The sequence below is a fragment of the Pantoea sp. ICBG 828 genome (genome assembly GCF_002928355.1).
GTDB lineage: Bacteria > Pseudomonadota > Gammaproteobacteria > Enterobacterales > Enterobacteriaceae > Pantoea > Pantoea dispersa.
The window spans coordinates 852,357-873,413 of the sequence record NZ_POWN01000001.1; the positions used below are offsets into that span (position 1 = coordinate 852,357).

23 protein-coding genes and 1 riboswitch are annotated in these 21,057 nt (G+C 60.5%); of the genes, 6 read left to right on the forward strand and 17 right to left on the reverse strand.

Translation table 11 applies throughout. The features are described 5' to 3' along the window. Positions 1–42 precede the first annotated feature (42 nt). From C1Y43_RS04035 to moaA, 7 genes are all read right to left on the reverse strand, one after another. Positions 43–750 carry a Bax inhibitor-1/YccA family protein gene (locus tag C1Y43_RS04035; RefSeq protein ID WP_104187088.1) on the reverse strand — a complete coding sequence of 236 codons (708 nt, stop codon included), beginning with the start codon at positions 748–750 and terminating at the stop codon, positions 43–45. 57 nt (positions 751–807) lie between these two features. Beyond that, positions 808–1,902, reverse strand: a complete 1,095-nt coding sequence (locus C1Y43_RS04040; protein ID WP_104187090.1) for a DUF1615 domain-containing protein — start codon at positions 1,900–1,902, stop codon at positions 808–810. An 82-nt stretch (positions 1,903–1,984) separates the two neighbouring features. Then, positions 1,985–2,437, reverse strand: coding sequence for a molybdopterin synthase catalytic subunit MoaE (moaE, locus tag C1Y43_RS04045; RefSeq protein ID WP_021508491.1), 453 nt, complete (start codon positions 2,435–2,437; stop codon positions 1,985–1,987). Between the two features lie 2 nt (positions 2,438–2,439). Next, on the reverse strand, positions 2,440–2,685 hold the full coding sequence (gene moaD, locus C1Y43_RS04050) for a molybdopterin synthase sulfur carrier subunit (protein WP_021508492.1): 246 nt from the start codon (positions 2,683–2,685) through the stop codon (positions 2,440–2,442). Then, positions 2,678–3,163 carry a cyclic pyranopterin monophosphate synthase MoaC gene (gene moaC / locus C1Y43_RS04055; protein WP_104187092.1) on the reverse strand — a complete coding sequence of 162 codons (486 nt, stop codon included), beginning with the start codon at positions 3,161–3,163 and terminating at the stop codon, positions 2,678–2,680. Before moaC ends, moaD begins: the two co-directional genes overlap by 8 nt. Before the next feature lie 2 nt (positions 3,164–3,165). Then, a complete protein-coding gene (moaB, locus tag C1Y43_RS04060) occupies positions 3,166–3,681 on the reverse strand; it encodes a molybdenum cofactor biosynthesis protein B (RefSeq protein WP_021508494.1) in 516 nt (171 codons plus the stop codon). A 17-nt stretch (positions 3,682–3,698) separates the two neighbouring features. Next, positions 3,699–4,685: a GTP 3',8-cyclase MoaA gene (moaA, locus tag C1Y43_RS04065; protein WP_104187138.1), complete on the reverse strand. Its 987-nt coding sequence runs from the start codon at positions 4,683–4,685 to the stop codon at positions 3,699–3,701. Beyond that, positions 4,674–4,810: riboswitch (molybdenum cofactor riboswitch) on the reverse strand. Its footprint overlaps the gene before it by 12 nt. A 195-nt stretch (positions 4,811–5,005) precedes the next feature. Here moaA and yvcK point away from each other — a divergent pair. After that, positions 5,006–5,908, forward strand: coding sequence for a uridine diphosphate-N-acetylglucosamine-binding protein YvcK (gene yvcK, locus C1Y43_RS04070; protein WP_021508496.1), 903 nt, complete (start codon positions 5,006–5,008; stop codon positions 5,906–5,908). 30 nt (positions 5,909–5,938) lie between these two features. Here yvcK and uvrB read toward each other — a convergent pair whose 3' ends face one another. Next, positions 5,939–7,960: an excinuclease ABC subunit UvrB gene (uvrB, locus tag C1Y43_RS04075; RefSeq protein ID WP_021508497.1), complete on the reverse strand. Its 2,022-nt coding sequence runs from the start codon at positions 7,958–7,960 to the stop codon at positions 5,939–5,941. 918 nt (positions 7,961–8,878) lie between these two features. Between uvrB and C1Y43_RS04080 the strand changes: the two genes are divergently transcribed. Then, positions 8,879–9,595, forward strand: a complete 717-nt coding sequence (locus C1Y43_RS04080; protein ID WP_021508499.1) for an ABC transporter ATP-binding protein — start codon at positions 8,879–8,881, stop codon at positions 9,593–9,595. A 42-nt stretch (positions 9,596–9,637) separates the two neighbouring features. Here C1Y43_RS04080 and bioD read toward each other — a convergent pair whose 3' ends face one another. From bioD to bioB, 4 genes are read right to left on the reverse strand one after another with little or no spacing between them, the layout of a single operon-like run. Further along, entirely contained in the window at positions 9,638–10,309 is a 672-nt protein-coding gene (gene bioD, locus C1Y43_RS04085) for a dethiobiotin synthase (RefSeq protein WP_104187094.1), read from the reverse strand. Then, positions 10,306–11,061 carry a malonyl-ACP O-methyltransferase BioC gene (gene bioC, locus C1Y43_RS04090; protein ID WP_058781278.1) on the reverse strand — a complete coding sequence of 252 codons (756 nt, stop codon included), beginning with the start codon at positions 11,059–11,061 and terminating at the stop codon, positions 10,306–10,308. Before bioC ends, bioD begins: the two co-directional genes overlap by 4 nt. Further along, the gene (gene bioF, locus C1Y43_RS04095) at positions 11,042–12,193 is read right to left on the reverse strand and encodes an 8-amino-7-oxononanoate synthase (protein WP_058775299.1); all 1,152 of its coding nucleotides are present in this window, start codon (positions 12,191–12,193) and stop codon (positions 11,042–11,044) included. Before bioF ends, bioC begins: the two co-directional genes overlap by 20 nt. After that, the gene (bioB, locus tag C1Y43_RS04100; RefSeq protein WP_058757850.1) at positions 12,194–13,225 is read right to left on the reverse strand and encodes a biotin synthase BioB; all 1,032 of its coding nucleotides are present in this window, start codon (positions 13,223–13,225) and stop codon (positions 12,194–12,196) included. 87 nt (positions 13,226–13,312) lie between these two features. Here bioB and bioA point away from each other — a divergent pair, with 87 nt between their 5' ends. Both bioA and C1Y43_RS04110 read left to right on the forward strand, forming a co-directional pair. Beyond that, positions 13,313–14,605, forward strand: coding sequence for an adenosylmethionine--8-amino-7-oxononanoate transaminase (gene bioA, locus C1Y43_RS04105; protein ID WP_104187096.1), 1,293 nt, complete (start codon positions 13,313–13,315; stop codon positions 14,603–14,605). A gap of 67 nt (positions 14,606–14,672) precedes the next feature. Beyond that, positions 14,673–15,149 (forward strand): kinase inhibitor, encoded by a 477-nt coding sequence (locus C1Y43_RS04110; RefSeq protein WP_058781275.1) that lies wholly within the window; start codon positions 14,673–14,675, stop codon positions 15,147–15,149. 78 nt (positions 15,150–15,227) lie between these two features. On the opposite strand, the gene pgl is transcribed toward C1Y43_RS04110, so the two are convergent. Further along, positions 15,228–16,223: a 6-phosphogluconolactonase gene (gene pgl, locus C1Y43_RS04115; protein WP_104187098.1), complete on the reverse strand. Its 996-nt coding sequence runs from the start codon at positions 16,221–16,223 to the stop codon at positions 15,228–15,230. 148 nt (positions 16,224–16,371) lie between these two features. Between pgl and C1Y43_RS04120 the strand changes: the two genes are divergently transcribed. Beyond that, the gene (locus tag C1Y43_RS04120; protein WP_058757854.1) at positions 16,372–17,190 is read left to right on the forward strand and encodes a pyridoxal phosphatase; all 819 of its coding nucleotides are present in this window, start codon (positions 16,372–16,374) and stop codon (positions 17,188–17,190) included. Positions 17,191–17,297: 107 nt separating this feature from the next. Here the strand turns inward: C1Y43_RS04120 and modC are convergent, their stop codons facing one another. The 4 genes from modC to C1Y43_RS04140 form a co-directional block, all read right to left on the reverse strand. Beyond that, positions 17,298–18,356: a molybdenum ABC transporter ATP-binding protein ModC gene (gene modC / locus C1Y43_RS04125; RefSeq protein WP_104092707.1), complete on the reverse strand. Its 1,059-nt coding sequence runs from the start codon at positions 18,354–18,356 to the stop codon at positions 17,298–17,300. Next, positions 18,356–19,048: a molybdate ABC transporter permease subunit gene (gene modB, locus C1Y43_RS04130; RefSeq protein WP_021508509.1), complete on the reverse strand. Its 693-nt coding sequence runs from the start codon at positions 19,046–19,048 to the stop codon at positions 18,356–18,358. The genes modC and modB overlap by 1 nt, the downstream gene beginning before the upstream one ends. Next, positions 19,045–19,818 (reverse strand): molybdate ABC transporter substrate-binding protein, encoded by a 774-nt coding sequence (gene modA, locus C1Y43_RS04135; RefSeq protein WP_104187099.1) that lies wholly within the window; start codon positions 19,816–19,818, stop codon positions 19,045–19,047. Before modA ends, modB begins: the two co-directional genes overlap by 4 nt. A gap of 127 nt (positions 19,819–19,945) precedes the next feature. Beyond that, complete coding sequence (locus C1Y43_RS04140) at positions 19,946–20,104, reverse strand: AcrZ family multidrug efflux pump-associated protein (protein ID WP_021508511.1); 159 nt, start codon at positions 20,102–20,104, stop codon at positions 19,946–19,948. A gap of 117 nt (positions 20,105–20,221) precedes the next feature. On the opposite strand from C1Y43_RS04140, the gene modE reads away from it, so the two are divergent. Then, entirely contained in the window at positions 20,222–21,004 is a 783-nt protein-coding gene (modE, locus tag C1Y43_RS04145; protein WP_104187100.1) for a molybdenum-dependent transcriptional regulator, read from the forward strand. Positions 21,005–21,057: the final 53 nt, after the last annotated feature.

The following is a 21,057-nucleotide window of genomic DNA, read 5'->3' on the forward strand; positions in this document are numbered from 1 at the left end:
TAGCGGCGCGATTATTTTCACAGCCTTAATGGCTGGTTACTCTTAGCGACGGTTCCCGAAAATCCGCAGCAGCATCAGGAACAGGTTGATGAAATCGAGATACAGCGTCAGCGCGCCCATGATGGAGAAGCGGCGCAGATTCTCTTTATCGTTAACATCAATGCCCTCACCGATGGCTTTCAGCTTCTGCGTGTCATAAGCCGTCAGGCCCACAAACACCACCACGCCGATATAGGTAATCGCCCACATCAGCGCCGGGCTTTTCAGCCAGAAATTCACCAGCGACGCCAGCAGAATGCCGATCAGCGCCATAAACAGCAGGCTGCCGAAGCGGCTCAGGTCGCGTTTGGTGGTGTAGCCGTAAAAGCTCATGGCACCAAACATGCCCGCGGTAACGAAGAAGGTACTGGTGATCGACGAGTAGGTATAAACAAGGAAAATACTCGCCATTGTCAGCCCGGTCAGCGCGGAATAGAGCATAAACAGCCCGGTCGCCACGGCGCCGCTCATGCGCTGCACCATGCCGGAAAGCACGAACACCAGCGCCAGCTGCGCGATAATCAGGCCGAAGAAGGTGATGCGATTGGCAAACACCAGCTCCATGACGGCAGGGGTGCGCGCAGCAAACCACGACACAAACGCCGTCAGCAGTAAGCCGCAGGTCATCCAGCCATACACCTGCGCCATATAGGTTTGCAGCCCGGTCGACGCCTGCTGCACGATTGAACCATTACGTGGATATCGATCCATGATGCACCTCTTTAAAAGTTACTGATAACGTCAGTGTGAAGTGTACACCACCGATCGTCAACGGCGCGTCATACACTGCTGATATCGCCCGTCAACCCGCTGGGCAAACCACGCGGTGGTGAGATTACGGGTAATTTTCGGGCTCTCCAGCTTAATGCCCGGCAGCACTTCGCGCGGCAGACGTTTTCCCGCCATCTTATCGGCGAGGATAAAGGTCTGTTTCCACAGCGTGCTGTCGCTGAAGCTTTCGCTGTCGCCCTTCTCCAGATCGCGGCGAATTTCCCGCGGGCTCATGTCCAGCTGTTTCGCCAGCGTGCGCACCGCCAGTTCGGTGGCGCTCGCCTGTTCGCTGCCGTAGCGGATCAGGTCGCCGTCCAGCGCCAGTTTGATGCCGCTGGCACGCGCCACCGCAGCCTGGAACGCGGCGTTGCGGCTGGCGTACCAGCCGGCGTTGAAGTCAGCAAAGCGATACAGCGGCTGGCTGTAATCCACCGGATAACCCAGCAGGTGCAGCGTGCCGAAGTAGATACCGCCGCGTCGGCTGAACACTTCGCGCCGGATCGAGCCGTCAATCGGGTACGGATAGCCCTGCGCGTGCGCTTCGGCAAAGGCAATGCTGACCTGCATCGGCCCGCCGGTGTGGATTGGGTTGAGATTACCGAACAGCTTCTGCCCCATCGGCACCATATCGATAAAGTCATCGAAAATGGCGCTCAGCTCTTTCTCGCTGTGCACCTTATCGAGACGTGCCGCGTAGCTCTCGCCGTTAGAGGATTTGATCAGTAACGCGGTGCGCACCAGAAACGCCGGCACGTGCACGCTGGCGGCGCGGCGGTCAATCTCCGCCCAGGCGATTTTTGGCAGACCCGGCACGGTGGCATCGGCGCTGAAGTTAGATTCCTGATCGGTCACGGCGATCACCGCGCAAATGTTGCTGGCGCTGGCGTCGATGTGCTGCACGCGCAGCGCGGTATAGATGTCGTCGGCCCAGGCCGATTTTTGCGTGACGTGGGCGGGCAGCAATTGCTGAATTTGCGCTTTCACGTCAGCGGGCTGGCGGGCCGGCAGCTGCGGCTCCTTTTTGGTGCTGCATCCGGCCAGCACCAGCGCAGCCAGCAGCGCTGCGCCTCGTAATATCGTGGTGGTGTTCATCCTGCTCCCTGATAAGCCAGCAAAAACCGTACCTTACCGTTTTCGTGGTCTGGCGGCTATCAGCGCGGGCGGATTTTGCGCGCTAGTTCCAGCGTTCAGCGGCCTGATGATCGCTATCGCGGGCATCGACCCAGCGATCGCCCTGCGCGGTGGCTTCGCGCTTCCAGAACGGCGCGCGGGTTTTCAGGTAATCCATAATAAATTCACTGGCGGCAAAGGCGCTGCCGCGATGGGCGCTGCTGACGCCAACGAACACGATCTCATCACCGGGGAACAGTTCGCCTACGCGATGAATCACCGTTACCTGCTGCAGCGCCCAGCGCTGACGCGCATCCGCCACAATCTCCGCCAGCGCTTTTTCCGTCATACCCGGATAGTGCTCCAGCGTTAGTGCAGCCACGCTGTCGCCAAGATTGTGGTTGCGGACTTTGCCGGTGAAGGTGACGACCGCGCCGTCGCTGTCATGCGCTGCCAGCAGCGCATACTCGTCGCCAACGTTAAACGGCGCGCTGCCGACGCGAATTCGGGTTGTCATGCTCAGCCTCCGGTAACCGGCGGGAAGAACGCCACTTCATCGCCGGCGCGCAGCGGATGGTTCATCGGCACCAGCGTCTGATTCACCGCCGCCAGCAGCTTGCCGGACTCCAGCGCCAGCGCCCAGCGATCGCTTTTCTGCGCCAGCGCAGCGCGCAGCGTGGCGACGTCAGCATACTCTGCCGCCAGATCCAGCGCGGCGGTGCCGGTCAGTTCGCGCACCTGGGCAAAAAACAGCACCTTAATCATGGCGCACCGCCTGGAAATCACCGGATTTACCGCCGCTTTTGCTCAGCAGCCGCAGCTGGTCGATGACGATATCTTTCTGCACCGCTTTGCACATGTCGTAGATGGTCAGCGCCGCGACCGACGCGGCGGTCAGCGCTTCCATTTCCACGCCGGTTTTGCCGCTCAGGCGACAGCGCGAGGTAATGCGAACGCGGCTGTGCTCCGGCTCAGCCACCAGCGTTACCTCGACTTTGCTCAGCATCAGCGGATGGCACAGCGGAATCAGTTCCCAGGTGCGCTTCGCCGCCTGAATACCGGCAATGCGTGCGGTGGCGAAAACATCGCCTTTGTCATGGCTGCCGTCGAGGATCATTTGCAGCGTGGCCGGCTGCATCAGCACCAGGACTTCCGCCTGCGCTTCTCGCACGGTGTCAGTTTTGCCGGAGACGTCCACCATGTGGGCTTCGCCGGCCGCATTGATATGGGTTAACGAGGACATGCTTATAACTTCTTCAAATGTGAGACAAAATTACACGGACGCGTACGCGCATCCAGCTGGGCTTCAATGATCCGCTCCCATGCGCTGCGGCAGGCACCGGTTGAGCCCGGCACGGCAAACAGCAGCGTCTGGTTGGCCAGACCGGCCACCGCGCGTGATTGCAGCGTCGCGCTGCCGATCTCCTCGTAGGAGATCATGCGAAACAGTTCGCCAAAGCCGTCAATTTCGCGATCCAGCAGCGGCAACAGCGCTTCCGGCGTACTGTTTTTACTGTTAAAGCCGGTGCCGCCGTTAATCAGCACCACCTGCACATCTTCACTGGCAATCCAGCGCGACAGCGTGGCGCGGATGCGATAACGGTTGTCCGGGACGATGGCGTGATCGACCACCTGATGCCCGGCTTCGGTCAGCGCCTCACGCAGATAGTCGCCAGAGCTGTCACTGCTGGCGTCGCGGCTGTCAGAGACGGTCATCACCGCCGCATTTAAGGCGACAAAATCGCCGGAAGGTTTACCCATGGCCGTAACTCCTGTGTTTAGCCACCAATGAAGGAGAGGTTCTGCGTGATGCCGGTATTGCCCTGATGCAGGAAATGCGTCTGCTTTTTCTGCCCGAGGCTGTGGGCGATGCGCGCCTGCAGCTCGGCCTGCTGATCGTCGGAGGCCAGCAGATCGCGCAGCGGCACGCCGCCGTCGCCAAACAGGCACAGATGCAGGTTACCGATCGCCGATACGCGCAGGCGATTACAGCTGGCGCAGAAATCTTTTTCATACGGCATGATCAGGCCAACTTCACCCTGATAATCCGGATGGCGGAACACCTGGGCCGGGCCATCGCTGCGGCCGCGCGGCTGGCGCTGCCAGCCCTGCATGATCAGCTGATCGCGAATCACCTCGCCGGACACATGATGACGGCGGAACAGATCGCCGCCCTCGCCGGTTTCCATCAGCTCGATAAAGCGCAGCTGAATCGGCCGGGTGCGGATCCACGCCAGAAAGGTCTCCAGGCTGTGGCTGTTGACGTCGCGCATCAGCACGCTGTTGACTTTAACGGTGCTGAAACCGGCATCAAAGGCCGCATCAATCCCCGCCATGACTTCGTGAAACTTGTTCTGCCCGGTGATGGCGTGAAACTGCCGTGCGTCGAGGCTGTCGACGCTGACATTGATATGGGTGAGGCCTGCCGCACGCCAGGCGCCGACGTCGCGCGCCATGCGGTAGCCATTGGTGGTCATGGCGATCTGGCGGATTGCCGCGTTGTCGCGCACGGCGGCAATGATATCGGTGAAGTCGCGCCGCATCGAGGGTTCGCCGCCGGTCAGGCGCACTTTTTCGGTGCCCGCTGCCGCAAAGGCACGCGTCACGCGACGAATCTCATCCAGCGAGAGAAAACTTTTGTTGTGCACGCCGTTCGGCTGGTAGCCGTCGGGCAGGCAGTAGGTACAACGGAAGTTACACACATCCGTGACCGACAGGCGCAGATAATAAAAGCTGCGCGCATAGGCATCTGTAAATTGTGGCACCTGAACACCTTTCCAAAGTACGGGAGATGCAGTCATTTCTTTCTGCACCCTGGCAGCTCGCGGCTGCGGCCAGGCATCCATATCACACGACTTAGGAACGCAAGGCTTGGGAGTCTGTTGTCATTATGGACAACACGGTTAAAGCAAATGGTAGCGCGATTTGACGCTCGCATCCATCGGCATTTATCGCTATATATATTGATACATAACGTTATTTCACCGCATTTTCGCGACAGGATACGGTAAAATGCGCGACAGATATTGATACACATCAGTTGAACGCCGTCTGCACCTCACGTGCGGCGTTTTTAAGGAGCAGCATGAATCGTACCCTGGCAGATTTAGATCGCGTGGTGGCACTCGGCGGCGGCCACGGCCTTGGCCGCGTGATGTCGGCGCTGGCGCCGCTGGGCTCACGCCTGACCGGCATCGTCACCACCACCGACAACGGTGGATCCACCGGCCGCATACGCCGTTCAGAAGGCGGCATTGCCTGGGGCGACATGCGCAACTGCATTAATCAGCTGATCACCGAACCCAGCGTGGCCTCTGCCATGTTCGAGTATCGCTTTACCGGCAACGGCGAACTGGCCGGGCATAATCTGGGCAATCTGATCCTGAAAGCGCTCGATCACCTCAGCGTGCGTCCGCTGGAAGCCATCAACATTATCCGCAACCTGCTGAAGGTGGATGCGTTTCTGATTCCGATGTCGGAGCAGCCGGTGGACCTGGTCGCGCAGGATAGCGAAGGCAATATGGTGTACGGTGAAACGGCGATTGACGAAATGAAGCAGGCGCCGGAAGAGCTGATGCTGCACCCTAATGTGGTGCCGACGCGTGAAGCGCTGGACGCCGTCGCCGAGGCCGATTTGATCCTGATTGGTCCCGGCAGCTTTTACACCAGCCTGATGCCGATTCTGCTGATGGAGGAGATGGCACGCGCGCTGCGCCGGACGCCTGCCACCATGGTGTTCATCGGTAATCTCGGGCGCGAACTGAGCCCGGCGGCGGCCAGCCTGACGGTCGCCGACAAGCTGGCGATGATGGAAAAAGCCATTGGCAAACGGGTGATTGACGCTGTAGTGGTCGGCCCGTCAGCAGACACGCGCGGCGTCACTGAGCGGTTGATCGTGCGCGAACCGCTGGAAGCCGCCGATATCCGCTATCGTCACGACCGCCAGCTGCTGCGCCGCGCGCTGGAGCATGCCATTCAGGCGGTTTAGCCGGCGCGCAACGCGACCGCCGGCTTCAGATTAAGAGGCGGCGATAAACAGTTCACGCAGCTCGTGCAGCTGGTCGCGCACCCGCGCGGCCTCTTCGAACTCCAGGTTCTGCGCGTGCTGCTGCATCTGCCCTTCCAGCTCGTGGATCTTCTTCTGCATGGCCTGTGGCGTGAGCGCCAGATAGCTGGCCTCAGCCTCGGCGGCAGTGCGTGAAGCCGTTTTACCTTTGCCGCGCGTTTTCACCACGTTTTTGCCCAGCTCAAGAATATCGGTGATTTTCTTGTTCAGGCCCTGCGGCACAATGCCCCGCTCTTCGTTATAACGCTGCTGCTTCTCGCGGCGGCGCTCGGTCTCTTCCATCGCCCGCGCCATCGACGGCGTGATCTTATCTGCGTAGAGAATCGCTCTGCCGTTGACGTTACGCGCCGCGCGTCCGATGGTCTGAATCAGCGAGCGCTCGGAGCGCAGGAAGCCCTCTTTATCGGCGTCAAGAATCGCCACCAGCGACACTTCCGGCATATCCAGCCCTTCGCGCAGCAGGTTAATCCCCACCAGCACGTCAAACTCCCCGAGACGTAGATCGCGAATGATCTCCATACGCTCAACGGTATCAATGTCGGAGTGCAGATAACGCACCTTCTCGCCGTGCTCTTCAAGATACTCGGTGAGGTCTTCGGCCATACGCTTGGTCAGCGTAGTGACCAGCACGCGCTCGTTGATTTCGACGCGCTTGCGGATCTCCGACAGCAGATCGTCGACCTGGGTCGCCACCGGACGCACCTCAAGAATCGGATCGAGCAGACCGGTAGGCCGCACCACCTGATCGATGACGTCGCCGCCCGATTTCTCCAGCTCGTAGTTACCAGGCGTGGCCGAGACGTAAATGGTCTGCGGTGCCAGCGCTTCAAACTCTTCAAAGCGCAGCGGACGGTTATCCAGCGCCGACGGCAGGCGGAAACCGTACTCCACCAGCGTCTCTTTACGCGCGCGGTCACCGCGATACATGCCGCCAATCTGCGGAATAGTCACGTGGGATTCATCGACCACCAGCAGGCCATCCGCCGGCAGGTAATCAAACAGCGTCGGCGGCGGCTCACCCGGTCCGCGTCCGGAGAGATAGCGCGAATAGTTTTCAATGCCCGAGCAGTAGCCGAGTTCGTTCATCATTTCGAGGTCGAACTGGGTACGCTGGGTGATGCGCTGCTCTTCCAGCAGTTTGTTGTTCTCCAGCAGCACTTTGCGCCGCACCGCCAGCTCATCCTTGATCTCTTCCATCGCCTGCAGAATACGCTCGCGCGGCGTCACGTAGTGCGTCTTCGGGTAGATGGTGAAACGCGGAATCACCGAGATCACCTGGCCGGTCAGCGGGTCGAACAGCGACAGGCGCTCAACCTCTTCATCAAACAGTTCAACGCGCAGACCAATGTCATCGGATTCCGCCGGGAAGATATCGATCACTTCGCCGCGCACGCGGAAGGTGCCGCGCTGGAAAACCTGATCGTTGCGGGTGTACTGCAGTTCGGCGAGGCGGCGCAGGATGCTGCGCTGGTCGATGATCATGCCGCGCGTCAGATGCAGCATCATTTTCAGGTAGAGATCGGGATCGCCCAGGCCGTAGATGGCAGAAACCGATGCCACCACAATCACGTCGCGGCGCTCCAGCATCGCTTTAGTGGCAGAGAGACGCATCTGCTCGATGTGCTCGTTTACCGCCGCATCTTTCTCAATGAAGGTATCCGAACTGGGCACGTAGGCTTCCGGCTGATAGTAGTCGTAGTAGGAGACGAAGAACTCGACCGCGTTATCCGGGAAGAACTCTTTCATCTCGCCATACAGCTGTGCCGCCAGCGTTTTATTCGGTGCCATTACCATGGTCGGCCGGTTGAGATCGGCAATGACGTTGGCGATGGTAAAAGTTTTTCCTGAACCGGTAACCCCCAGCAGCGTCTGGTGCGCCAGTCCATCCTCCAGCCCTTCTTCAAGGCGACGAATCGCCTCAGGCTGATCGCCTGAAGGTTTGAAAGCGGAGTTGAGTTTAAAGGCTTTACTCATGGTATTACGGTTCCTGCTGAAGAAGTCGGCGGGCAGGCTGGTAATTCTACTCTGCTATGGCGATTTTGCCAGAAAAAAATACTGGATATAATTACAGATATGCTGCACGATGATGGGGAGATGTCGCGATTCGCTTCAGCGTAATTTATGCGGTAATCCGGAAGCGTTTGTTGCGCAAGGTTATCCCCAGACGAGCAACGCTTTTAACAATTGTCAATAGAGCGTCATTAAATTGCAGTCTGATGACAAGCCAGACAATTCTCAGGCTTGCTTTTAAATAACCTGCTGATTTAAAAAGGATTGACTCAAAAGCCCAGTTTCGCAGCATTATGTATGCAACCCGCGTATTTCCTCGCTTGCGCCCGGTTTTCAGTCGCTAATGCACAAGGTTATCCACAGGAATAGTGGATAACTGAATCCAGCCCCACGTCCATCGGCTGTGTATAATTTTCCCCTCGCTTATCCTGCCGTGCGAAAAAATTTTTTTTGCGATTATTTTTCCATCATCCCGTGCGGCTTTAACTATTCTTTTGGCGTACCCCATCGTGCCGTAACGGGAAAAAGCCCAGCGTTAAGGCCACTTATTTCTTCAGTCCCTGCCTTATGACAGCACAGATGCACCAGAAACGTTAAGCAGTCAGCACCGTCAAAGTGCACGCGAGTTATTACTGCGGGCAATTGTTAAGCTTTGCTCATCAATTATGACGAGTTTCGCTGCCTTTTACCCCGGTTGAGGCTGCTTTGGCGGATCTGGCCTGGTAATTGCAGTGAATTAACGGTGGAGTGACGAGTCCATGCCGGCAGGATGAACAAGCGCCGCCGGCGACAGCAGTGTCCCAATAGCCATTGTGCATGACTGTATGCCAGACGACACAGAGCGGGAGCATTCAGGCGAATAATCTGGAAGGAGAATGTCAGATGCTGAGTTTACGTTCGGTGAATCAATTTTACGGTCAGAACCATATTTTATGGGATGTGGATCTCGATCTGCCGCCAGGCACCTGCACCGGCGTGCTGGGCAGCCCGGGGATGGGCAAAACCACGCTGGTGAACTGTATTATGGGTCGCCTGCCCATTAATAGTGGATCGATGACCTGGCAGGAAGACGGCGCGCCGCCGGAAAACCTGCTGCTGCAGCCCGCTGAGCAACGCGCGCGCATGGGCATCGGCTACGTACCACAGGGACGCCACATCTTTTCCCAGATGAGCGTGGAAGATAACCTGCTGATTGCGCTGATGGCGGCACAGGACGATCGCAGCCGCGCCATTCCCGAGATGGTGTTCGATCTGTTTCCGGCGCTCTACTCGCTGCGTCATCAGCGCAGTGGCGAACTGCCGATGGATCAGCAGCAGCAGCTGGCCCTGGCGCGCGCGCTGGTGCTGCAGCCGAAACTGCTGATCCTCGATGAACCCACCGAAGGCATGTCGCCGTGGCTGGAGGAGGAGATGGGGAATCTGATTCGCCGCCTGAACCGCGACTATGGCCTGACGATTCTGCTGCTGGAACAGCATGTGTCGTTCATTCGCCGCGTGGCAGACTATTTTCTGCTGCTGCATCGTGGCCGCAACGTGGCGCAGGGCAGCGTGGCGCAGCTGGATGATGTAACGGTGAGTAAGTGGCTAACGGCCACCTAGCGTCGGTAGCCTGCGGCGCAGAGTGCTGCGCCGCCGCGCCATTTACTCTGGCAGGGTAAGGTAACGGCCACAGTCGGCCTGCTGCGCCGCGCTGCTCAGCCACGGAATCTCACCGAGGAACGGGGCCGCAATGCGCTGTTGTAGCGTCGCCAGATATTCCGCATGTCGCTTACCCGGCGGCTGGATGTCATTGGCAATCCAGCCGGCAAGGCGCAACCCGCGCGCTTTCACCGCTTCCGCCGTCAGCATGGCGTGGTTGATGCAGCCGAGCTTCACGCCGACCACCAGAATCACCGGCAGCTGCTCGGCGGCGACCCAGTCGGCGTAGGTTTGCGTTGCGGACAGAGGCGTGAACCAGCCGCCCGCACCTTCCACCAGCACCCATTCAGCCTGCTGCTCCAGCGCGCGTAAGCCAGCGGAGAGCTGCGCAAATTCAATCGGTCTGCCCTCTTGTGCGCTGACGATATGCGGCGACGTCGGTTCGATGAACGCCAGCGGGTTTACCTGCTCATAGCTCAGCGCCAGGCTGCTGTAGCGCTGCAGCGCCAGCGCGTCGCTGTTGCGCACGCCGTCGGGCGTGACCTCGCAGCCGGAGGCCACCGGTTTGTAGCCAGCCGTGCGTAATCCCGCGGCGCTGGCCGCCTGCAACAGGGCGCCGCTGGCGACCGTTTTGCCCACTTCGGTATCAGTTCCGGTAATAAACCAGCGTGTCATTTTTGTAAAACTCCATACATCAGGTGATAACTGAGACGATAGCCGTGCGCATCCTGCGGCCAGTGCTGCTCCAGCTGCGCCAGCTGCGGGCGCGTCAGCAGGGCCGCGTGTCGCCCATCGTGCAGATGCGTTGCGCCGATGCCTTTCAGCGAGCGCATGGCACTGAGCGCGCTGGGGAAGTGCAGCGTGACGATCTGCGTCTGGCTGCGCAGCGGCAGGCCCGCGGTCGCCAGGGCAAAGGCATCGCCGCTGAGGAAGCGATTGGCGTGACGCCGACCATCGATCTGCGCCCACGCCTGGTGCACCTCCTGCAGCGAGCCGTCGAGCAGCGTCGAGAACAGCACGCTGCCGCCCGGGCGCGTCACGCGCAGAAACTGCTGCAGCGCGGTGCGCAGATCGCTGCTCCACTGCACCGCCAGGTTGCTCCAGACGCCGTCGACGCTGTTATCCGCCAGCGGTAACTGGTCGATATCGCCCTGTAAATAGTCGTGCGCCGAGTGCTGTTCGCGCGCCGCCTGCAGCATCGCCGGTGACAGATCCAGCGCGCAGACCTGGCGACCGCGATCGCGCCAGTAGCGGCTGAACCAGCCGGTGCCGCAGCCGGCATCCAGCAGCTGCGGGCCAAATCCGGCCGGCGCCAGCGCCAGCAGCGCCTCGCCGCTCTGGCGCTGCAGCTGAGCATGCTGTTCGTAGTGCGCGGCCGCCCGGCCAAACGCCTGCGCCACCGCCTGTTTATTCACCTGCAGCGTCATACAGTGCCTCCAGCAACGCGTCGATATCTTCGGGATGATGCGCGGCGGTGAGCGTAATGCGCAGGCGCGCGGTACCCGGCGGCACCGTCGGTGGCCGAATAGCGCTCACCCAGCAACCGGCCTGCGCCAGCCGCTGCGCCAGCGCCAGCGCGGCACGGTTTTCGCCGACGATCAGCGGCTGAATGGCGCTGTCAGAGGCCATCAGCTGCCACGGCAACTGCGCCGCGCCCGCGCGAAAGCGGGCAATATTTTGCTGCAACCGCGCGCGCAGCGCGTCGCCCTGCTGGATCTGCTGCAGCGCCGCCAGCAGCGCACAGCACTGCGCCGGCGGCATGGCGGTGGAATAGATTAAATGGCGCGAGAACTGCTCGACGTAATCTGCGGTGGCGTCATCACACAGCAGCGCGGCGCCGCTGACGCCAAAGCCTTTACCAAAGGTCACCACCAGCAGTTCCGGTTTCACCTGCTGCTGCCAGCAGCTGCCGCGCCCCTGCTCACCGGTGACGCCAATGCCGTGCGCATCGTCCACCAGCAGCCAGCCGCCCGCGCGCCGGGTTTCGGCGGCAAGTTCAGCCAGCGGCGCACTGTCGCCATCCATGCTGAATACGCCCTCGGTCACCACCAGCGTGCCGCCTTCCGCACGCGTCGCCAGCAGCTTCGCCAGGCTGGCCGGCTGGTTGTGGGCAAAACGGCGCAGCGTTGCCGGACTGTGGCTGGCGGCATCCAGCAGCGAGGCGTGCGCCAGTTTGTCAGCGATAATGCGATCCGACTTTTGCGCCAGCAGATGGATCACTGCCTGGTTGGCGGCAAAGCCGGAGATAAACAGCAGCGCGCGCGGGTAGCCGAGCCAGGACGCCAGCTGCTGCTCCAGCTGCGCATGGTGGCGGCTGTAGCCGGTGACGTGGCCGGAAGCGCCGGCACCGACGCCTGCCTCGCGCACGCCCTGCTGCCAGGCGGCCATCACCGCCGGATGCTGGCTCAGGCCGAGGTAATCATTACTGGAGAAGTGGCGATAGCGCTGCCCGTCGAGGGTAATTTCACGCACGCTGTTGTGCTCAATGCGCCGCCGCTGCCGCCAGCCGTCGGCGGCACGCTGCGCCGTCAGCGCCTGCGCAATACGTTCAGACCACATTTACACGGCCGCGTTATAGAACTGCGCGCTGTCGGCGTGCAGCAACTGCTCGCTGAGCTGATGCTGCTGTTCGTTATCGCCCGCAGTCGTTGCGGTGTGCTCCGGATTCAGGCCCAGCTTGCGGAACAGGATCAGATCTTTGTCCTCTTCCGGGTTCGGCGTGGTCAGCAGCTTGCAGCCGTAGAAAATCGAGTTGGCACCCGCCATGAAGCACATCGCCTGGGTCTGTTCGCTCATCTGCTCGCGACCGGCCGACAGACGCACGTGCGAGGTCGGCATCATGATGCGCGCCACGGCAATGGTGCGGATAAAGTCGAACGGCTCGACGTCATCGTTATCCGCCAGCGGCGTGCCTTTGACTTTCACCAGCATGTTAATCGGCACGCTCTCCGGCGGCGTGGGCAGGTTGGCCAGCTGCACCAGCAATCCGGCGCGGTCGTTGACCGTTTCGCCCAGCCCGACAATGCCGCCTGAACACACTTTGATGCCGGCGTTGCGCACTTTATCCAGCGTATCAAGACGCTCCTGATAGGTACGGGTGGTGATGATGCTGCCGTAAAACTCCGGCGAGGTGTCGAGGTTATGGTTGTAAAAATCGAGCCCGGCGCTGGCCAGCCGCTGCGCCTGATCGTGGTCAAGCGTTCCCAGCGTCATGCAGGTTTCCATGCCCATGGCTTTCACGCCCTGCACCATCTGCTCAAGGTACGGCATGTCGCGCTCGTGCGGGTTTTTCCACGCCGCGCCCATGCAGAAGCGGCTGGAGCCGGCTGCTTTGGCCTTGCGCGCCGATTCCAGCACCGCTTCCACCTCCATCAGGCGCTCGGTTTCCAGCCCGGTTTTGTAACGCGCGCTCTGCGGACAGTATTTACAGTCTTCCGGACAGGCGCCGGTTTTGATCGACAGCAGCGTGCTGACCTGCACCTGACGCGGGTCGAAGTGCTGGCGGTGCACCTGCTGTGCTTCAAACATCAGCTCGAGAAAAGGTTTATCAAATAGCGCCTGAGCCTGAGCCAGTGTCCAGCGATTAGCCATTGCTTACTCCAAAAAAGGGGGTTCATCCTGACGATTAACGTGGTTATACTTGTAAACTAAATCTTTTCAAAATGGTTTACAAGACAGATGTTCACACAGGACGACCTCCGCTTTGACCGCCAGCATATCTGGCATCCTTACACCTCAATGCGCGATCCGCTGCCGTGCTACCCGGTGGTGGCCGCGCACGGCTGCACGCTGCAGCTGGCCGATGGACGTGAGCTGGTCGACGGCATGTCTTCGTGGTGGGCAGCGATCCACGGCTATAACCATCCGCGCCTCAATCAGGCGTTGCAGCAGCAGATGGCGCAGATGTCACACGTGATGTTCGGCGGCATCACCCATCCGCCAGCCGTGGAGCTGAGCCGCCAGCTGATCGCCATGACGCCCGAGGCGCTGGAGTGCGTGTTCCTCGCCGATTCCGGCTCGATCGCCGTCGAAGTGTCGATGAAAATGGCGCTGCAGTACTGGCTGGGTCGCGGAGAGACGCGGCAGAAATTCCTCACGCTGCAGCGCGGTTATCACGGCGATACGTTTGCCGCCATGTCGGTCTGCGATCCGGAAAACTCGATGCACAGCCTGTGGCGCGGCTACCTGCCCGAGCATCTGTTCGCCCGCGCGCCGCAGTGTGGCTTTGACGATGACTGGGATGACAACGATATTGCCGATTTCGCCCGGCTGGCCGAACAGCACCATCGCAGCATTGCCGCGGTAATTCTGGAACCTATCGTACAGGGTGCCGGCGGCATGCGCTTTTACCATCCACGCTATCTGCAACAGGTGCGGGCGCTGTGCGATCGCTACGGTTTGTTGCTGATCGCCGATGAGATCGCCACCGGCTTCGGCCGCAGCGGCAAGCTGTTTGCCTGCGAACACGCCGGCATCACGCCGGACATTTTGTGTCTCGGCAAGGCGCTGACCGGCGGCACCCTGACGCTTTCCGCCACCCTGACCACGCGCGACGTCGCCGATACCATCAGCCGCAGCGCGGCGGGCTGCTTTATGCATGGTCCGACCTTTATGGGCAATCCGCTGGCCTGTGCAGTGGCAGTCGAAAGCCTGAAGCTGATCAACGAAGGGCACTGGCCGGCGCAGGTGGCGGCGATTGAGCAGCAGCTGCGAACGGAACTGCTGCCGCTGCGCGACCATCCGCTGGTGGCGGATGCGCGCGTGCTGGGGGCGATTGGCGTGATTGAGACTCATCAGCCGGTGAACATGGCGGCGCTGCAGCAGTTCTTCGTGGAACGCGGCGTATGGATTCGCCCGTTCGGTAAGCTGATTTACCTGATGCCACCTTATCTGATTTCTGCCGCACAGCTGACGCAGCTGACGGCGGCGCTAAGCGCTGCACTGGCGGTGGACGGCCACTTTCAGCCCTGACACCGCTGGCACTCGCCGCCATTTTCCACCATCATGGAGAGCAGTACACAACAGGAAAGGAGAGATCATGCGCGTAGTGAGCCAGGATTTTAACGATGGCGATAAAATGCCCGAGCGCCACGTGTTTAACGGCATGGGTTACCAGGGCGATAATCTGTCGCCGCACCTGGCATGGGATGAAGTGCCGGCCGGCACCAAAAGCTTTGTGGTGACCTGCTACGATCCTGATGCCCCGACCGGCTCCGGCTGGTGGCACTGGGTGGTCGCCAATATTCCGGCTGAGGTGACCGTGCTGTCACAGGGCGCCGGTTCCGGCGTGGCGGAACTGCCGGAGGGTGCCATTCAGACGCGCACCGATTTCGGCCAGAGCGGTTACGGTGGCGCAGCGCCGCCGCAGGGCGAATCGCATCGCTACATCTTTACGGTGCATGCGCTGGACGTGGAGAAAATTGAGGTGGACGAAGGTGCCAGCGGCGCGATGGTCGGCTTCAACGTGCACTTCCATGCGCTGGCCAGCGCGTCGATCACGGTGAAATACGCCTGATTGCATAAGGTGCGCATCGCTGCGCACCCTGGCAGAGGTCGCCGTAGATGGCGACCCTGCATGACCGAAGCGCGTTCCTCAGTCCAGCGCGTGAATCACTACCCACATCGGGCCCTGACCCACGGCGTAACGCGCCAGCGGTTGCAGCAGGCCACGATCGCCGATGCGATAGACTTCAATGTGATGCGATTTCTGCCCCGCCGCCACCAGATACTGACCGCTGCCATCAATGTTAAAGCCACGCGGCTGAGTTTCGGTCGGCTGATAACCTTCAATCGTCAGTACCGAGCCGTCCTCACTGATACTGAACACGGTCAGCGTGCTGCTGGTGCGGTCACAGGCATACAGGAAGCGACCGTCCGGGGTGATATGGATATCCGCTGCCCAGCGCGTATCGCTGAAGCCCGGCGGCATGATATCAAGACTCTGCACGCGCTCGACCTGGCCGTTAACATTGTTCAGCGCCCAGATGTCGACGGTGCTGTCCAGTTCGTTAACCACATAGCCATAGGCGCCGTTCGGGTGGAACGCCATATGACGCGGGCCGGCGCCCTCTACGGTGGTCACCTGCGGCTGCGTGCGCGGTGCCAGCGTGCCGTCCGCCTGCAGCTGATACAGGCAGATGCGATCCTGTTTCAGCGCTGGTACAAACAGCGTCTGGTTGCTGAGGTCGATATTCGCCGAATGGCAGCCCTCCAGCCCGTTAATCACCTGCAGCGGTGCCTGCGGCAGGCCGTCGCTGCCAATCGGACTGATGCTGACGCAGGCATCGTTATAGGAGCCGCAGAACAGATAGTTGCCCTGGCGGTCGGTAGAAATGTGAGTCGGGCTGCCCGGCAGCGGCGCTTCACCGGCCAGGCTCAACGTACCGTCGGCCGCAATGCGGTACGCCAGTACGCGAAAATTCGGACGCACGCCGACATAGAGAAAATCTTTCTTCGGGCTCACCACCATCGGCTGCACCTGGCCGGCCACATCCGTGACCTGCAATAACGTCAGTGCGCCATCTTCCTGCATCTGCCAGGCGTGGATCTGCTGGCTCTCGGGACTGGCGGTATACACGACTTGTTTCATGCGTTTTCCTTATTCGCTGCCTGATGAAAAACAGTAACTGTAGCGCGTTTCACCGCCGCGCGCTGGGCTGATTTGTGCCCTGCTTTTTGTCTCAGAGCCGCTGGCGGGTGTAGACTTAATGCTTTGCTAACTCCGGACGGAAAGTGTAATGAGCTACCGCGTAATCGCCCTTGACCTCGACGGCACCCTGCTAACCCCAAACAAAACCATCCTGCCAGAATCCCTTGAAGCCTTAGCCCGCGCGCAACAGGCTGGCGTTCAGGTGCTGATCGTCACCGGTCGCCATCACTGCGCGATTCACCCGTTTTATCAGGCGCTGCAGCTGACAACGCCCGCCATCTGCTGTAACGGCACGTATCTGTACGATTACCAGGCGCAACGGGTGCTGGCTGCCGATCCGCTGGAGAAAAGTCAGGCGGCGCGAGTGATTGAGATGCTCGATCAGGAGAATATTCACGGTCTGCTGTATGTCGATGATGCGATGCTGTACCAGGAAGCGACCGGCCATGTGACGCGCACCCTCAACTGGGCGCAGTCGCTGCCGGAAGCGCAGCGCCCGCTGTTTGTGCAGGTGCCGAGTCTGGCGCAGGCGGCGCACGACGCGCAGTCGATCTGGAAATTTGCCCTGTCGCATCCGGATACCCGCGCGCTGCAGCAGTTTGCCGAGCGCACCGAACGCGAGCTGGGTCTGGCGTGTGAATGGTCGTGGCACGATCAGGTCGACATCGCCCAGGCCGGCAACAGCAAAGGCAAACGCCTGGCGCAGTGGGTGGCGAGCCAGGGGCTGAGCATGCAGGACGTGCTGGCGTTTGGCGACAATTACAACGATCTCAGCATGCTGGAGCAGGCCGGGCTGGGCGTGGCGATGGGTAATGCCGATGACGCCATCAAAGCACGCGCGCGCAAAGTGATCGGCACCAACCTTGAGCCGGGCATTGCGCAGGTGATCTACCAGGAAGTGCTGTAATGCCAGGCTGGTCGCGGCATAAGGCATCAGTCAGGTTGACCGGAAAAAAGCGCGAAAAAACGCGCTGATCCGCAGACCGGACGTACCGCGCTGTCGTCCGGTTTGTGTTACGCGGTAATCGACACGCTCTTGATTTGCGCATACAGCCACTGATCGGGCCGGATATTCAGCTCGTCGCGCGCCCACGGTGAAATGCGCGCCCACAGCTCGCTGACGCCGATGCGCAGTTTCACTTCGACCTGGTCGTCCAGCTCCAGCAATTCCACCACCTGCGCCGGTAAGATGTTGCGGATCGAGGTATTTTGCGGCGGCTGCAGCGCCAGCGACACGTCCGCCGAGGCGATACGGATGCGCAGTACGCTTTTCACCGGCTGATTCACCCGGCTGACCCAGATGTGCTGATCGCCAAGCGACAGCGCGGTCATCGGGTAATCCGGATGCTGCTCCAGCACCTGCACGCGCAGTACGCTGCTGCGCTCGGCCGGCGGCAGCCACGGTCGCATCGCGCTGCTGCCCCACACTTTTTCCAGCGCGCCGAAGGCTTTGACGTTACCGTTATCCAGCACCAGTACCTGATTCGCCAGCTGGACAATCTCCTCCAGGCTGTGGCTCACGTACAGCAGCGGAATCTCCACCTGCTTCGCCAGCTTCTGCAAATAGGGCATCAGCTCGCGCTTGCGTGGCAGATCGAGCGACGCCAGCGGTTCGTCCATCAGCAGGATATCCGGCGCGCTCAGCAGCGCCCGGCCCATCGCCACGCGCTGCTTTTCGCCACCCGACAGCGAGGCCGGATAGCGATCCAGCAGCGCATCCAGTCCCAGCAGCGTCACCAGCGCCCCGAACTGCGCCTTCATTTTAGGCGCCATGCCATACTGCAGATTGCCGCGCACGCGATAATGGGGAAACAGGCGCGCATCCTGAAACACGTAGCCGATGCGGCGTTTTTCCGGCGGCAGATTGATACCGCTGTCGCGGTCAAACAACAGACGATCGTTAAGCGCAATCTGGCCGCTCTGCGGCTGCGTCAGACCGCTGATGGCATTGATTAATGAGGTTTTTCCTGCACCGGACACGCCAAAGATCGCGGTGATGCCGCTGGCCGGAATCTCCACATCGACGTTGAGCTGATGCTCACCGAGCTGTTGCGCAATGTTGATTTTCAGCATCAGGCCGCTCCCAGCCGCTTGCGGCCCCAGCGCGCCAGCAGCTCTGAGGCCACCAGCGACAGCAGCGCCAGCGCAATCGCCACCGCGCACAGCCGCGCCGCAGTGCCTTCCGCGCCGGGCGTTTCAATCAGGGTAAACATGGCTGACGGGATGGTGCGGGTTTCGCCGGGAATGTTGGAGACAAAGGTAATGGTGGCACCAAACTCACCGAGCGAGCGGGCAAACGCCAGCACGGTGCCCACGATGATGCCCGGAAAAGTCAGCGGCAGCGTGATGGTGAAAAACACCCGCCAGCGGCCCGCGCCTAAGGTCCGCGCCGCCTGCTCCAGCCGGCTGTCTACCGCTTCCAGTGCCAGACGAATGGCGCGCACCATCAGCGGAAACGCCATCACCGCCGAGGCCAGCACCGCACCGCGCCAGCTGAAGGCGAAGGTGATACCGAACCAGTCATACAGCCAGCTGCCAATCAGGCCGCGCCGGCCCAGCGTCAGCAGCAGCAAATAGCCCACCACCACCGGCGGCAGCACCAGCGGCAGGTGAATCAGGCTATCGAGCAGGGTTTTGCCAGGAAAGCGACAGCGCGCCAGAATCCAGGCCATCAGGATGCCAAACGGCAGGCTGCACAGCACCGCCACGCAGGAAACTTTCAGGCTGAGGAACACGGCCTGCCATTCGGGATCGCTCAGTATCATCTCTTCGGCGTAAATCCATACTGTTTAAATACGGCAGCGGCATCCGGCCCCTGCAGATAGTCATAGAAGGCCTGCACCGCTGCGTTCTGGTGATCGCTGACCACCGCCATCGGGTACTCTACGGGTTTGTGACTCGCTTCGGGGAAGCGTCCGACCACCTGCACCTTATCACTGGCTACCGCGTCGGAACCGTACACGATGCCATACGGCGTTTCGCGGCGTTCCACCAGCGCCAGCGCGGCACGCACGTTGTTAGCCGGTGCGAGCCGTGAAGCCAGCGTGTCCCACGCGCCCAGCTTTTGCAGCGCTTCTTTGGCATAAATACCTGCCGGCACGTGATCCGGATCGCCCACCGCCAGGCGCTCGCCCTTAAGCAGGTTCTGCCATGGGGTCTGCGCATTGATGGTCACCGGCTGCGCGTTAGCGCTTTTTGCCGCCACCAGCACCAGATCGTTGCCCAGCAGCGTGTAGCGCGTACTGCCGATCACGCTGTTTTTCGCCACCGCATCGTCCATCCACTGCTGATCGGCAGAGATAAACAGATCCGCCGGGGCGCCCTGCTCGATTTGCCGCGCCAGCGTCGACGAGGAAGCGAACGAGGATACCACTTCAACGCCGCTTTTTTGCTGATATTGCGTGGCAATCTGCTGCATCGCATTAGTCAGCGAGGCCGCAGCGAACACAGTAATTTTCTCCGCCGCCAGCGCCTGACCCGACAGCGACACGGTGACCACGGCCGCCGCCGCCCAGTGATAAAGCATATTTTGCATAGAGAGCTCCAGGTTACGTTATATAGTTGATAATACAACGCGAGCCTGAAAGCTGTCATGAGCTTTATATCGGCAAAAACGGCGGGAAGTTAAGGGCAAAACGCCCGCAGCGTGCGGGCGTTAAAAATTAGTGGTGTGAGCTATTGGCGGGACGGTCGTCGCGGCGGCCAAATTTAGAGATGACGTTAAAGACTTCACCCAGGCCGTAAATCAGACCCAGCATAATCGCCATCACGATGGGCACCATGATGATGGCGACCGCCAGGCTTTTTAACAGTTCCAGCATGGAAACCTCGCGCAAAGAGTAAAAAAGTGATTGTAACGGCTGGAGAAAAAAAGGCACTGCCCTTTTCGTGCTTTTACTTTAGGCCTTACAATTGGCGCATTCACCTAAGGAGCTGACATGCAGGCAGAACTCTCTCTTCACATCCGTCTTCAGCAGAAACTGTTTGCCGATCCGCGCCGTATTGAGCTGCTCAGGCGCGTGCAGGAAACCGGCTCCATCAGCCAGGGCGCCAGACTGGCGGGCATCAGCTATAAAAGCGCCTGGGACGCCATCAATGAGATGAATCAGCTGGCGGATCAGACGCTGGTCGAACGCGCGACCGGCGGCAAAGGCGGCGGTGGTGCGCGGCTGACGCGCTACGGCGAGCGATTGATTCAGCTGTTTCAATTGATGGAGCAGATCCAGCAAAAAGCCTTTGACGTGCTGCAAAACGACAGCCTGCCGCTCGACAGCCTGCTGGCGGCGATCGCCCGCTTTTCCCTGCAAACCAGCGCGCGCAACCAGCTATTTGGCACGGTGCAGGCGCGCGATCGTCAGCAGGTGCAGCAGCATGTTGAGATACTGCTGAACGACGGCGTGACGCGCCTGCAGGTGGCTCTGACCGAACGCAGCGCGGAGCGGCTACAGCTCGACAGCGGTAAAGAGGTGCTGGTGCTGATCAAAGCGCCGTGGATCCGCCTGACGCCTGACGCCGCAGAGGGCGATAATCAGCTGCCGGGCCTTGTCCACACCATCGAACCCGGCGAAACGCAGAGTGAAGTGCTGATTGCGCTGGCGGGCGGTGAAATGCTGTGCGCCACCGTTCCCAGCCAGGCACTTCACCAGCATAATCTGCAGCCCGGCAGCGCCGTGACCGCCTGTTTTAATGCCGAACACGCCATCATCGCCACACTGCTCTGATCTGGCCGCCATGATTTGACTTCATTTCGCTGGCTCGCTACAACTGAGCGACT